This window comes from Terrilactibacillus tamarindi (assembly GCF_009718825.1).
In the GTDB taxonomy this organism is placed as follows: domain Bacteria; phylum Bacillota; class Bacilli; order Bacillales; family Sporolactobacillaceae; genus Terrilactibacillus; species Terrilactibacillus tamarindi.
This window is the reverse complement of record NZ_WNHB01000007.1, coordinates 101342-115594: the sequence shown is the minus strand read 5'-3', so window position 1 is coordinate 115594 and position 14253 is coordinate 101342. Positions and strand designations below refer to the sequence as shown.

Below are 14253 nucleotides of genomic sequence, written 5' to 3'. Positions count from 1 at the left end.
AAAATTAATCACATCAGGTAATATACCCTATAAGATGAAAATAAATCGTATGCCCTGTCAGATTTGGGAACTGCGATGTCCCCCCTTCCAGGGCTTGTACTTACGTTATAATAAGGTTATTGAGTTCCTACGGAGGTATGCCAGTTGGCTAGTAAAGAGCAGATAAAATCATTGAGGGATACAAATACATACGAGATGCGGAATCAGTTTATCAATGATGAACGCCTTAAAGCATTTCGTACCATAAAAAAAGCATTACTAAGGTGGTTACTGAAATTGAAAACAGTACCTTTGGCAATGATTTTAAGAGATACTTTAGTCCACCTAATAAAAGAAAAAAAGCCCGAAAGAAAAATGCATTCTCTCGTTTCCCCTCATATTTTTCCTGTCAAGACAAAAAGACAGCCCGAATAAACTCTTCTTTTATAATGCTACGAAGTTGAACCATTAAGACTGTATGAGAATATTTCACCGAGTCCTGAAAAAACCTACTGGCAGCCGGTGGGTTAATATTAGGCACTTATTGAAAAAAGTAATCAAGAAGCTAAACTTCTTTTTTTCATCCAATACTTCTACTGATATTTTTAGCTTTTCTAAGATAAATGGCTTAACTTCTTTGAACTAACCGAAATATTTTTTATTTAACAATCATCCAATTTTTATCTTTTTGCAGAGTCAAATCAAGCTGTGAAATCTGCGTCGCCTTTGTTTGCTGATCGAGATACTTCACGGATACTGAAACCTGCACTTGATTGCCCACTTTCCGATACACCGGATTGATCATCTCTGAAAAGACATAGTCCTTGCCAATCGGTTTCAGCACATTGTCTTTGACATAGTAGGACAGTTCTTCTTTACTTGCAGTAGGATATAGTTTAAAGAACGTTTTTAAAAATACGTTGATTTCTTCTGTCGTACCTCCATTCACCGTACCATCATTTTCTACTGCTTTTGGCTCATAACCTGACTTCACAGGAATCTCGCAAATGGTGGGATTTCTGACGATGACCATGTTTCCGGCTTTATCCATATAGACTCCCACCTCATAAGAGGCATTCACCGCCTTTTTTGTGTGGCCCTCCGTTATCAGCTGATCAACGGAAAAAATGACGGCATACTCGTGTTCATCGATTTGCCTTACCTTCCAGATTTCCACGTCGTTAACTGAAGAAGAGGTAGGAATGTCCCTGCGAATGGTGTCGATGTTTAAATCCTGTAATTCTTTAGTCAGATACCCTTTGAGAGCTTCTGTCCGTTGGTCGATTACATTCTGGTTGTTTTTCCATGAATAATAGACTTTGGCAAAGTTTTTGATGAAATTTTCGATCGGGTTGATATCTATCACTTGTTTTTCAATCACTTTTGTTTCATGAACCGTGTGCCTATTGATGGCGGTAAAATTTTTGTAGATGCCAAAAGCAACACTGCTTATCAGCAGAATCCACAGAAAAATGACCCATTTTCTGTGGATTCCGACTTTCATCACGTGGACCTTTGGGGACTTGAGCTGCTTTTCTTTTTTTCTTATTTTCATAGCTTAAATCTTCCTTTCTATTTGTTTTTGATCCGACCAGCGCTGACTAGGTGTTTCTGCCAGTATGAGGTTGTAAGATCGGCATACCCAATCGGATCACCAGCTTGATACATGCGATTGTTACCGACATAAATACCGACGTGTGTGATATAAGTAGCTGCATTATAGGTATCGTGAAAAAAAACCAAATCTCCCGGTTTCGCTTCCGATAGCGGAAGATGCTGCGTGACGTCATACTGTTCCTGAGCTGTCCGAGGCAGTCTAATGCCCGCTTTTCCAAAGCTCCATTGCGTCAATCCACTACAATCAAAGGACGTGTTGGGATTGTCTCCCCCAAACACATAGCGCCAGCCTTGATATTTCAAGGCTTCGTTCATGATTGCCTGAACGGTGGCATTGTCGAAATGTGCCACGGTCAAATATTGCGAGACCAAAGCGACATAGAACATATTTCCGTAACGGTATCGCCAGCCACTATTTTTCTTCAATGCAATCGGGTTTGTGTAAGAAACTTTTTCCCCATCGGATTTTTCTTTCGCAAAGTTCTCCGCAAGTTCAAAGGTGTATTTTTTACCGTGGCTCGCCACGTAATCGATGAAATTTCCTCCATAGTTGTAAGATTGAATCACGGTATTGATGTCGCCTCCTTTTTTCCTAGAAGACTTTAGTAAAGCCGCAAAATATTTGCACCCTTGCTGAATCGACTTCTCCACAGTAAAGGAATGCTGAGGTTGTCCGGTCGAGGCCATCGACTGCATGACATCTGTGCCACGACCTCCGCTTTCCACCTGCATGATGGCAAGCAAATCACCGACATAGCGTTCGATTTGATATTTCTTGGCATACTTTTCCACCATTGGCTGGTGGGCCAGTACTTCCTGTGACAGATTAGCACCTGCAAGATCGATCCCATTGCTGCTGCCATCTCCATCCTCTTCATTTGAAATGAAAACAGCGACAAAAATTAGTAGGGAAATCAGCATAGCGAAGACGGCACCGAAGATTAGCCAAACGTTTAATCTCATTTTTGGCTTCCTCTCTGCCTACGAGTCACGCGTTGCCTTGTCTGTTGACCCGTTTCTGTCCGATTATGCCTGAGGGTTGCCTCTTGTTTTTTGATCATCGGGGCCAGTTGTCGGCTCTTTTTTGGTGTAAACGGTTGTCGCGTTGCGTTTGGATGAGTCGGTGCGTGCTCTTTCTGCGTCGCAACTGGGCTTCTCCTGTTAAGATCCTGCTTGGTGAGATCTTGGCGTACTGTAGAATCTGGCATCTGGACGACCGGACGATTGAGCTCGGTATTTTTTGCTTGGCTTTTTTTCGCCTGATCCTTGAATGAGTGGATTGAGTTTATCGTCCTTTTGTTTGTCTTCAGCGTGGAATCAGGCATTACAGACCGTGCAGGTGCCGAATGAGGCCTTGCCGTTTTTTGCTTCTTGGCTGGTTTATCTTTTGTTAATTTGGTTTTAGGCCGTTCAACGAAATCCTGTTCGGTTGCCTTTTGTTGACGGGTCCGGTTAAATTCCAGTCGGCGTTGCGCAATCGTCGGACGCTGCTGCATTTGGTTCTTTTCACGGTTCTGTTTTTTGTCCGCGATTTTTTGCACTGTACGACTTTTGGCGTCCTCTGTCTTTTTTGTCATCGTGTCGTGCTTTTCTGTCTTCCCATGAATCAAGACTTGGCGGGTATTCAAAGGTAAAGCCGCTGTTTGCTTCTTTCTTGGATTTGGGTTGTCCGTGCTTCGCTTTATTGTCTCTTTGCCCGCACCCGCTGACCGACCCGTACGAGGCTCAAGCTGGGATTTCTTTGATCCTTGTGTTGGACGTTGGCTGCGGGTTTGCGTCTGTTGGGAAGCTCCGGACCTCGAAGCTTTTGCCCTTGCCCCAGGGCCAGCTGCCGCACCGGTTGCTCCGGCCGTAAAAAAGCGACCCATTTTCCGCTTCCATCGCCGCGTCTCGCGATGTAAGAACCGATAAGGCCGTTGCAGGATTGGGCTTCCCATCTGCTGAGAATCACTCGCCTGCAAGTGGAATAGACCCATAAGGTCACCCAGTTTGGCGTAAATACCCGCAAAAGTCACAATCTGTAAAAAGGCAATCAGGAAAAACGGGAATTCTCCGGATAGGGCGTAAAGCATGGTGGAAATAGAAAAGGCAATCGTGACAATTAGCGTAATGCCTGCCCGTGTCATGATGACATTGAAAAGCTTCATGATGGCCTGTTTGCCCATGCCATTAAAGCCCGGGATCATGGAAAGCAGAAAACTGATGGGCAGGAAGAGGGCATAGATGATGAACAAGATCTGCGAGAAAATCATGATCCCCGAAAGTAGAAACACGAAGATGGAAATCCCGATATTGAATAGAAACAGGAAGAACACCATCCCCAAACGTGGGGTCGTCTTGGTGAGTGTCAGGTTCTTATTGCCTTCTTTTTCAATTTCCTCTTTAACAACCGCTTCCCGGTCTGCGCCGTTGTTTGCGTCCGGATCTGCGGACAGCAGCTTTTCCACCCGTTTCTGTCCGATTTTAGTCATATCAGAATTGCCATACTGTAGAAGCAGCCAGGGCTGCTGCACTTGTATCGAAAACAAGTTATCCCGGATGAGGGCTGCGCTGTCCTGACCATGACTTCCCGAGTGTGGCATCACCATTTTTGTCCCCAGCGACAGACTAGCCTTGCTGATGTCCGCCGAAAATCCATTGATTTTGCCGATATAGTCTGGGGCATAGGCAATAAAGGAAGCGGACAGAAGAAAAACCACCAAAAAGTTCATCACGGCGTGAATCACTTTGGTGGTCTCTCGCTTGATCAGCCCCACATAGGCCACATAGATCCCGAGGATTAAAATAAAAATCAGCAGGAACCCTGGATAAAAGCCAGAACTATGAAAGCCGCTGGGCGAAATACCTGCCAATGTTTGCATGTTTTTTCCAATCGCGTTTGCAGTCTTGGAAACGAAATCTAAGGAATAGGCTTCCTGTACGAGATACCCTGTCGCATTGGACAGGTAGAGGGAGAGCGTCCAGATAAAATTCGTGATGGCGTAGAGTCCATACATGACCTGTTTGCCAATACCATCGGTCCAATTCCACGGCAGCCAGTCCCATGAATTGTCCACATAGAAGTCCAGCTGGTAATTGCCCAGAGGATATTTAGAGTAAACATGTTGCGCACTGACTGTATCATCAACAAGACCGGCCGCATGGGCTGCTGTTCCAAGTAGGACAAAGAAAAGCAGCGATCCAACCGTAACCAGCAAAATGGTGTAGACGATGTGCCAACTCTTTTTCAAATGCATTTAGGTCGCCTCTTTTCTAACCGGAGGGCGGGTATCGAAGGCATGGAGCAGTTCTTCAAAAACCGGATGAATCTGGATCACGCCGACGCGGCCATACAAGTCGGAAATCAAACACTGACCGTTTTCAAGATCACGCAAACGTTTCTGATTGTGCTCATCCTCCTTGTCCACGCCGAAAAATTCGAGCGTCTTCTTAATCTCGTGGATATCCGTTGAACGAAACGCAAACTTCAGGCCGATATTGTTTTTCATCTTTTCATCCAGCAAATCATCTGCGTTCTGCGTGACAAAATAAACACCGGCGTTCATGGCCCGTCCAGCCCGCACCAGCTTATTGGAAAGGGTCTTCCCCTGGGCAACTTGCAGGAAGCTCCAGGCCTCATCCAAGCCTACAATCTTAAACACGCTGCGGTCGGAGTGAATGAAGTCAAGCGCAAAAGTGCTGATGACGATTAAAATGGCTACACTTAAAAGCTCCACCGTGGTGTATTCTTTAAATTCGGTTTCAGCATCGGGAAGCACCAGGTCGGCCACTTGGATGATGTTCAACTGCTTATCCAGACTGATTGACTGAAGGGTAGTGCCATCGGAGAACAATAAGTGTCCCAGATTACTGTCCTTAATACTGTCGATATGATCGGCCATGCTGCTCGCGACCGTAGTGCCTTCCTTGTAGAGCTCGTCAATCACGCATAAAAGACCTCGCCGGTTACTCTGCGTCACCCGACGGATGGCCTTACGAAGCGTTGGGAACTTCTCACCATCTCGACTTGAAATGCCCGTGAGAAAAGTCAGAATGTCGATGGCGAGGCTTTCTCCATCCTTCGTCTGCTTCATAATCACGTAGGGATCGAGCAGACCTTTATTCCGTTCTTCTCTTGTCAGATTAATGATGTTAATTTCCTCGACCATTTCCGGCAGCGTTTCCTTCCACCCACCACGCTCAGATTTGGGGTCGACGATCACTGCCTGTCCGCCGTAGAGGACGGCATAATAGACGAGTAGGTTGTTCGAAAAGGATTTGCCGCCGCCAAGGGAACCGAGAAAAGCGGCCGCAAGGGCGTTAGTGACGGAGCCCTTCACGCCTTGTGCCGCAAGGCTCGGCTTTAAGTAAACGTTGCGCCCGGTGTCAAGATTGTAGCCGATATAGATCCCCTCTGGTTCCCCAAGCATCTGCGCCGCACCAAAGCCTAAACCGGCGAGAAAATCACTGGTTACATACTGGATGTAGTCATTCATATACCGCTTGCTGGCAGGAAGGAACTCACCATGCAGCCCGATCATGTCCCCGAACGGTCGCACGAGTTTAATGCTTAAATCGTCGTAGAAGTCCATGACTTCGTTACACCGACGCTTTAATTCGTCCAAATCCGGGGCTGCTACCCGTATCACATAACTGAGTTTATACATCGCTTCCTTGGTCTGGTCGAGATTCGCTTCCAACTCGTTCACGCTATCTAAGGCGTCCATCACGTCGTTACCTGACTCATTGTTGGACTGCCAAGCATGGTTGTCTAAGTCTTTCAGCTCTTTTTTCTTGTTTCGAACCGTCGTTAAGGCTTTCTTATTCGTGACAATCTCCACATTCATTGACGTGTCAATCGGGAACGTAAATTGTTGTTGTTGATAGTAAAAGATTTCTGAGGAAGGGAAGTCCAGCTCTCGTACAATCGAATTGATCGTGAAATAGGAAACATAAGTCGTCTGGTCTTCCTGCTCGATTTTCAAATATCTCTGGTTTTCCTCGACAAGGCAGCGAGTCGGCTTGATGAGGTCATACCGCTTCACCAGCATTTCCTGCTTCAGTTTCTTTGCCGGTAAATGGTAGGCATATTCCTCATAGGGCGAACCCGTCTTCCCATAAAGATGTTCAATCAGATAGCCAAAGTCATCTTTATCCAGCCTGCGAACTTTGAATCTGCGGGAAATCTTGCTTTCCAGCAGGTGTTCCATTTTCATAAACCGGTTAATCTCTTTCGTACTCATGCTGACGAAATCGCCCATCAGTTTGTGATTGACCTCGTAAAGGAAATCAGAAAAGGTCATCAGAATGGATTCACTGATCACCTTAAGGCTGACTTCCTGTTCGTTTAAAAGCAGTTTGAAGCCAATAAAAAAGCGATAGTCGATTTGGTTTTCACCAATCATTCCGACTAACGCTTCAGTCTGTTCATCAATTTTCCGGCAAGCAATGTCTCTCAATCTTCCAGAGATTTCTTTCTTGCTTCGCTCCTGCGTGGCCCGAATACTTGATTCTGTAGCAATCTGCAAGGCATGAATTTTCCCGTCACGGCTCTGGGCGACCAACTGACGAAAATGCTCATGCACCTGGTATTTTTCTTCTGGACTCAGAAAGGAGTAGTTGTAGGGAATCAGTTCATAATAGGCGAAACATTCCCCGTCGTGATTAAAAACGAGGTTATTTTCGATGTACTTGATCGGATACAGCATAACGTTCCCTCCTCACGGCGGTAATCGCTCCACCGACGGTCTCTTTTTTCAGCTTCACAGACTTTCCAGCATAGGTGACTTTGGGACGGAGCATATAGGAAAATACGGATTTCAGAAAGCCATAGGGCTTTTTCCCATCAAAGGTCTTCTGTGACATGAACCACGTGAAGCCAACCGGAAGACCCACATATTTCAGCAGGACGCCATGAATGAAAGACAACGGTGGCACGTTCGCAAAGAGCACCACCAGCAAGAGCGAGCAGACAAACCAAGCCATTTGCGTAAAAGTGACCGGAAAGGGTAGTTGGAAGTCATTGATGGCGTAGATCACCTTCTCCACGTTCCAGATGCTAGTATAGCTTCTGATTTTTTTCATCTGTCACTATTCCTTTCTGTTTAAGAGACTTTTTAGTTAACTGACGTATTCAAAAACACCGTGGGAAGTGACGAGAAAATTTCCTTCCAACTCCAAATCCCGTCCATAAGCTTCATAGTCAATATAGTTTTGCAAATGAGAAGGGACTTCACCAAGGGTACCTGACTCTTCCAATAGGTAACGGGCCACATTCTCCATATCATCACAATCGGGATAACAGATGATGTCATCCTTATGCTCCACCATTTCTTCAAAACTGCCAAAAAAGGCGTTCTGGATTTCTCTCATTTCCTCCTCAATCGGTGTTCCTTCTAATTCCTTCGCTAGAGAACACAGACGGTTGATTTCCTCAATGGGCGTGTATTCATCAATATCAAAGGGCAATTCGTAATCGTGGATGGCATATTCTTCATATTCATGATTCAATCCGATACGCTCCTTGACCTCCTCAAAGTCAACGGGTGGAGTGAACCATGCACCGACTAATTCGCCCTCATTGTACTTGCCAAGATTGGCTATATAGACTTTCATTTCCATCTATATATCACTTCCTTTTCCTAAAAATAGATACAAAAAAAGCAGTGGTTTTCGACTGCGCAATGGCTACCCATTAAATTTATTTAGATAAAAGTGCATTTCCCTGTCGCACTACCGTTTGACGTACCTGTTTTTTGGCATGCATAAGAAAAGCCCTTATACATGCCAAAAGAACAGGTGTTAAAGTTACGCACCCACGACTCTGTTAAACAGATTCAGTAAGACATCTTTGACACCTGCCGCATTGAAGACTAATCCCACGGCAATCAAAGCAATCACTAGAAAACCAATCAGCTTGGAAAATTCCCGTTTAAAACCGAGATAAAGCCCGATGACCACAATCGCCATCAAGACGAGAGACTGAGCATTATTTAAAAACCAAGTGTATAAATTCCGTCCAAAATTCATGAGCGATTTCTCCTTTTATACATCCAATTTGTGATTAAAATTTCGTTGATGCATTGTTTAAAGATCATTTTTGCCGATGATGATTCGTGACCATCTGTTCGGCAGCATCGGCCTGCTGCTGGACTATTTTTTCGTGGCGTTTCGTGAGCTTGGCATGCCGGATCATGTCATCAATGACGGTAGTATCTTTGATCTGGTCGAGCCAAAGCGCCACTTTTAATGTCGGGGCCACCTGTCGCTGTAACCAGCCTAAGGTCCGGTCAAAAGAATACGGCTCCGGTTGGGTGGTTAATTTCAATTTCTCCCGGTTTTTTCCGATAAACCAGGCCCAGTTTTCGTTCATTTTCCATGTGCTGCGTCGCTTATTTTCCACTTTGTCCACAAAACGCAGGTAACGGTTGATGATGGAAAAAGCCGTACGCTCCGCATCGTGGTAAGCCATCAGGTCAAGGATGGCGTGATCGGCACGTTCGTTTTTCAGGCGGATTTCAAATCGGTTTTTGACTTCGGCTTCGTCGATAGGGATGTCACTCTTTGCATACTGCTCGTAGTCCTTTTCATAAAGGCAGAAATAGATTTCACTTTTTAGAGAACCGATATAGAGCGTGTGCCCCATGGCTTCCTTTTCCTCTCGGCGGATGAGCTCGCCGCTACGGTAACTTTTAAAGCTGCGAAACACAGAAATACATTCTTCATGTCGGCATTTTTCCGTCAGCTGCGGAATATCCAAAATGTCTGCCTTGTCATTGATCGCTAAGTCCAGCCTCTTGAATACACCGCCCTCGCAGATGGCATCCATGAAAAAGTCGGTCCAGCTTCGGTGTTGGGCTAAAAGGAATCCCTCAAACTGGCGGCAGCCTCGTCCTTTCAGTTCCAGCAGCACACCTTTTTGTTCATCAGGAGAGACCATCACAAAAATATCTCCCAAAGCGTAATGTTCCGTGTAGGAATAGAAGCCATAGTCTTCATGAAGCATGTAGTTCATTTTCAAAAGCAGAATGTCTTCAATGACATGCTTCACATCCGTGGTTGGGAATCGTATCCGCACATAGTCAAACAGCATCTCAAGTGGTGCATCGGGATTGAGCCGTTCCAATGCTTTTAGTAACGCCGTTTTGATGTCATCCGATGGGGAAGCCCTGCTGTTTTCAATATCGTTGAGATACTGTCTGGTCATTCCGGCAACAACCGCCAGGCGATTTTGTGAAAGGCCGTATGAAAGCCGCTTTTCCTTCAGATGTTGTACCCATAAATCATTTTCGCTCAATGATTACCCTCCAATCAAAAAGAGGATGTCAACTGAAAGGGGCATAGTTGACATCCTCCAAAAATTCCAGAAACCTAGACAGAATAGGGTGTTTACTGGATTTTGAAACTGTTTTTTATTGTATTTGTGCCCCCCTGTTAGATACGGGGGGCTAAATCGCTGGCGTGGCTGACGCCACACCAGCAGCAGGCTAGTCCGTCCCTTCGGCTTTCGCTTCGCACGCCGCCTGTCCGTCCTGCCTGCTTCTTATCAGTGTTCCAATCTCTTTTATAAAATTGTGTCCTTTAGGGACTAAAGGGGTATAAAACTCTGAGATGACACTTGTCCCTGTATCCACATAACCTCGCCCTTTGATTTGTTTTAGGAAAAAATCCTTTTCCACCTCACCAAACATCATGCTGTAGCCCATTTCCGACATGCGTCCCAAGGCCACACGGAAGTTGAATTGGTCACGAATCCCATCGCCTAAAAATTTAGCGTCTGGACGCTGGCAGGCAAGGATCAGGAAGTACCCGGCCTGTCTCCCAAGCATGACGATCCGTTTCAACTTGGTTAAAACAACAGAACTCTCTTTCCCAAGCATTTCCATGAACGCCACGTATTCATCAAAGATGAGGAAGTGAGCGGGCAATCCCAGATAAGCATAGTTCTCTCCGGTCTTGTAGCCAGTCATCTGTTTCATGGCTTCACTGCGTTCCATCATACTGTCATAAAACTGGTTCAGACAGGCCATCATGTCTTCTTTCTGATGATGGACATTCGGCATGACTTCAGAAAGATCAGCAAGATCCGAATTTTTTGGGTCAAGGACATAAAGCATGGCGTTTGTGCGCGCTAAGGCTTCAATGAGTGAGAAGATGAAGTAGGTTTTTCCTCCGCCTGTTCCCCCAGCAATGAGCATATGAGGTAACTTATCATACTCCCAATAAACAGACTTCATCAGCTTTAAGCGCCCGTCTTTAGCAGTGACTTCTTCAATGGAAATACGATTCGTAATCGTATCATAGAGCAGGGTATATTCTAGATAAGAATCCTTGAGCTCTTTGTCCACCAGTTCACAGTACAAGCCACTTTCCAGCTTCTTTTCCAAGTGCAGGAGCTGATCCTGATATTTACCCAACGTAATTTCTACGTGGATGTGAATCAGTCCATCTTTGAGCCGGTAATACATCTTTGGGAAATGGCGGATTCTCTCCTTTGGCCTGCCGGATGGTAGGTCTTTAAAGAGCCCGTCATGTTGCACCTGTTCGGATTCATACCATTTATTTTCTAGGATCATTTTGGCTAGCTTTTGGCGGTGCACGAGCTGTTTCACTCTATCTCGATGAAAGTGGTAATAAAGGCCGGCCACAAGCATGCTTATTCCTGCAGCTACACTGACACTGAACATGAGATAGGGCGTGATAGCAAACTGCAAGCTGCCTTCATGCAAAAGTCGTACCTTCTTCCAGTCCATTAGCATGAGCCGCTTCCCATGAAAGGCCAGCAACACGAATAGGAAAACAAGAACGAGTGAGGTAGCAGCAAATCGAAAGACAAGATGTTGATCACCCGCTCGAATCCTTTTTCCTTTATAGATGAAATGTTTCATAAATGATCCTTTCCGGAAAATGAAATGGCATTACTTTCCTTTAGTTTGTGGCTGCGGATGGGGGACGGCTTGTTTATTTTTCAGCGCTATGTCCTCGGCCTTGATATACCAGTCCACATCCGCTCCCAAAAATGTGGCAGTCGCTACTGTATCCGCTACCGGGTTGATCAGTTCCACTTCGGCATTATAGTCAAACTCTTTTAACGGGACGGCAGCCGGAATACTGACCTGTATCATGCGTCCTTGTCCACGGGATTTAAGGTCATAAGTCCGTTCTTTAATTTCATCACTAACCGTCCCGTCCTCATTATTCACGCGCACTTCACGGCGGAGTGCGGAGAATTTCAGCGCACCAAATGTCTTGTCCTTATCAATCACAATGCCTTCAGCTAATCTCATTTTTTGCCCTCCTTATGCTTTCACCATATCGTCTGCATGGAGAATATAATTTGTAAAACCACGAGCACCAATTTTATAACCCTCTGCGGTAATTCGAGGATTGATCAATTTCACCTTGTCTTCTACTTCAAAATGCTTTTCACCCGCTTCCGGTGGTAACACCAAAACGATATCGTCCGCTCGCTGGATGTCGGAATACAAATTGTAGCTGCGGGAAAGGATCATCGTGCGACCATTAACCCGGCGCTGTTCTACATTGCCTTCTCCAGCATATTCGAGGTTTCCAAATGTCTTTTCAACGTTTGGAATAATGTGTTTCAGTTCCATAAATCATTTTCCTTTCTGTAAATAATTTTGTTTTGATTAATACGCTGATTCAAGCTTAAATTTTGTCGGGAAAAGAGCGAGATGCTCTGGTGAAAGCACATCCCTTCCAACACCAAAAACTTGAAATAAAAAGGCTGAAATGATTTCTCATCTCAGCACAGGATTGATTAAAATTTGTGACACAGTGATGGTACCTTTCGAAACAGAATGACTTGGCGGAAAAATAAAATAAAAAAGAAGGCATATTCTTCAAAATATACCTTCTGAACCTCGAACTGATACGGTTCTCTGACTCCGGTCCTTGGCGGAATTTTGGCGGAGATCCTTATCAATTTAAGTGTTTTTATCCATTTTACCTTTGCCAAAAATGCTGTTAAATCAACGTTTTGACACCAAACGAGGTATCTACTTTATTCCCACTCAATCGTTGCAGGTGGCTTACTTGTAATGTCATACACGACGCGGTTAACGTGATCGACTTCGTTAACAATGCGAACTGAGACTTTTTCAAGCACTTCCCAAGGGATTCGGGCCCAGTCACTTGTCATACCGTCGATTGAGGTAACGGCACGAATGGCGATACAGTGATCATACGTTCTACCATCGCCCATAACGCCAACACTTCGAATTCCAGGGAGGACGGTGAAGTATTGCCAAATGTCTCGATCAAGACCAGCGTTTTTAATTTCTTCGCGAAGAATGGCATCAGATTCACGGACAATTTCAAGCTTGTCTTCCGTTATTTCGCCAAGCACACGGATTCCAAGGCCGGGGCCTGGGAATGGTTGACGCCAAACGATATCATCTGAAAGACCTAACTCAGAACCGAGTCGGCGAACTTCATCTTTGAATAATGTATTCAACGGTTCAATGAGATCGAAGCTCATGTCTTCTGGTAGACCGCCTACGTTGTGGTGAGATTTAATCGTTTGTGCTGTATCTGTACCACTTTCGACGATATCAGTATAGAGGGTTCCTTGTACCAAGAAGGAAATATCATCTAATTTTTTTGCTTCTTCTTCAAAAAGATAAATAAATTCATTACCAATGATTTTACGTTTTTTCTCTGGATCACTTACACCAGCTAATTTATCTAGGAAACGATCCTTAGCATCGACGCGAATAAAGTTCATGTTAAATTGATTTTGGAAAACATCGACGACTTGATCTGATTCACCTTTACGGAGCAAACCATGGTCAACAAAGACGCAGTATAATTGATCACCAATCGCTTTATGAACAAGTGCTGCAGCAACAGAAGAATCTACGCCTCCACTAAGAGCACATAGAACTTTTTTATCGCCAACACCTTTACGGATCTCTTCAACTTTTTCATCAATAAAATGTTCCATTGTCCATGTCGTTTCTGCTTTACAAACATTAACGATAAAGTTTTTCAACAAGTCATTTCCATGTTCACTATGTCTTACTTCTGGATGATATTGCACGCCATAAAGGCCTTTAGCTTTATTACTCATCGCAGCAACTGGACAAGATGAACTGCTTGCATCGACGACGAAATCTTCAGGCGGAGCAATCACTAAGTCTCCATGACTCATCCACACCGTTTGGTCGGTCGGTTGGTTCTCATATAGTTCACTGCCTGGATTTACACTGATGGAAGCTTTTCCATATTCACGATGTGAGGCTCTTTCAACTTTCGCACCATAATGCACACTCATTAATTGCATGCCATAACAAATACCTAAAATTGGAATGCCGAGTTCAAAAATTTCTGGATCACATTTTGGTGAACCTTCACCATAAACACTGTTAGGACCACCAGAAAAAATAATGCCTTTTGGATTTTTTTTGCGGATTTCTTCAGCTGTTAGTGTGTTTGGCAATAGTTCACTGTAAACACCCAAGTCACGGATCCGCCTAGCAATAAGTTGATTGTATTGGCCACCGAAATCCATAACAATAATCGAATCTTGATGATTTTCCATTGATACACCCCATCTAATATACTTTTATCTCATCTACTTTAATGCCAATCCTATAGTAAATCCCTTAGAAGCTTTGACAGAGTAGATTTTTTCTTGCTCTTCTAAAAAAAGGACCT

General features: G+C 44.6%; 13 protein-coding genes. 1 reads left to right on the top strand and 12 read right to left on the bottom strand.

Going from position 1 to position 14253, the window contains the following annotated elements; all coding sequences use genetic code 11:
* The first annotated feature begins 144 nt into the window (after nt 1-144).
* Nucleotides 145-414, top strand: a complete 270-nt coding sequence (locus tag GMB86_RS06225; RefSeq protein ID WP_155217829.1) for a hypothetical protein — start codon at nt 145-147, stop codon at nt 412-414.
* 223 nt (nt 415-637) lie between these two features.
* Here GMB86_RS06225 and GMB86_RS06220 read toward each other — a convergent pair whose 3' ends face one another.
* The 12 genes from GMB86_RS06220 to guaA form a co-directional block, all read right to left on the bottom strand.
* Complete coding sequence (locus GMB86_RS06220) at nt 638-1534, bottom strand: conjugal transfer protein (RefSeq protein ID WP_093674655.1); 897 nt, start codon at nt 1532-1534, stop codon at nt 638-640.
* 17 nt (nt 1535-1551) lie between these two features.
* Nucleotides 1552-2559 carry a bifunctional lytic transglycosylase/C40 family peptidase gene (locus tag GMB86_RS06215; protein WP_155217827.1) on the bottom strand — a complete coding sequence of 336 codons (1008 nt, stop codon included), beginning with the start codon at nt 2557-2559 and terminating at the stop codon, nt 1552-1554.
* Nucleotides 2556-4832 carry a CD3337/EF1877 family mobilome membrane protein gene (locus GMB86_RS06210; RefSeq protein WP_155217825.1) on the bottom strand — a complete coding sequence of 759 codons (2277 nt, stop codon included), beginning with the start codon at nt 4830-4832 and terminating at the stop codon, nt 2556-2558. Before GMB86_RS06210 ends, GMB86_RS06215 begins: the two co-directional genes overlap by 4 nt.
* Complete coding sequence (tcpF, locus tag GMB86_RS06205) at nt 4833-7283, bottom strand: conjugal transfer ATPase TcpF (RefSeq protein WP_155217822.1); 2451 nt, start codon at nt 7281-7283, stop codon at nt 4833-4835.
* Nucleotides 7252-7659, bottom strand: coding sequence for a conjugal transfer protein (locus GMB86_RS06200; protein ID WP_010023712.1), 408 nt, complete (start codon nt 7657-7659; stop codon nt 7252-7254). The genes tcpF and GMB86_RS06200 overlap by 32 nt, the downstream gene beginning before the upstream one ends.
* A 36-nt stretch (nt 7660-7695) precedes the next feature.
* On the bottom strand, nt 7696-8196 hold the full coding sequence (locus GMB86_RS06195) for an antirestriction protein ArdA (RefSeq protein ID WP_010023710.1): 501 nt from the start codon (nt 8194-8196) through the stop codon (nt 7696-7698).
* Nucleotides 8197-8382: 186 nt separating this feature from the next.
* Nucleotides 8383-8604, bottom strand: a complete 222-nt coding sequence (locus GMB86_RS06190) for a hypothetical protein (protein WP_010023708.1) — start codon at nt 8602-8604, stop codon at nt 8383-8385.
* Nucleotides 8605-8668: 64 nt separating this feature from the next.
* Nucleotides 8669-9871: a MobT family relaxase gene (gene mobT / locus GMB86_RS06185; protein ID WP_010023706.1), complete on the bottom strand. Its 1203-nt coding sequence runs from the start codon at nt 9869-9871 to the stop codon at nt 8669-8671.
* A gap of 190 nt (nt 9872-10061) precedes the next feature.
* Complete coding sequence (locus GMB86_RS06180) at nt 10062-11462, bottom strand: FtsK/SpoIIIE domain-containing protein (RefSeq protein WP_155217820.1); 1401 nt, start codon at nt 11460-11462, stop codon at nt 10062-10064.
* Nucleotides 11463-11492: 30 nt separating this feature from the next.
* A complete protein-coding gene (locus GMB86_RS06175; protein ID WP_093674659.1) occupies nt 11493-11861 on the bottom strand; it encodes a YdcP family protein in 369 nt (122 codons plus the stop codon).
* Nucleotides 11862-11873: 12 nt separating this feature from the next.
* Nucleotides 11874-12188, bottom strand: coding sequence for a YdcP family protein (locus GMB86_RS06170; protein ID WP_093674660.1), 315 nt, complete (start codon nt 12186-12188; stop codon nt 11874-11876).
* 410 nt (nt 12189-12598) lie between these two features.
* Nucleotides 12599-14137 carry a glutamine-hydrolyzing GMP synthase gene (gene guaA / locus GMB86_RS06165; protein WP_155217818.1) on the bottom strand — a complete coding sequence of 513 codons (1539 nt, stop codon included), beginning with the start codon at nt 14135-14137 and terminating at the stop codon, nt 12599-12601.
* Nucleotides 14138-14253 lie beyond the last annotated feature (116 nt).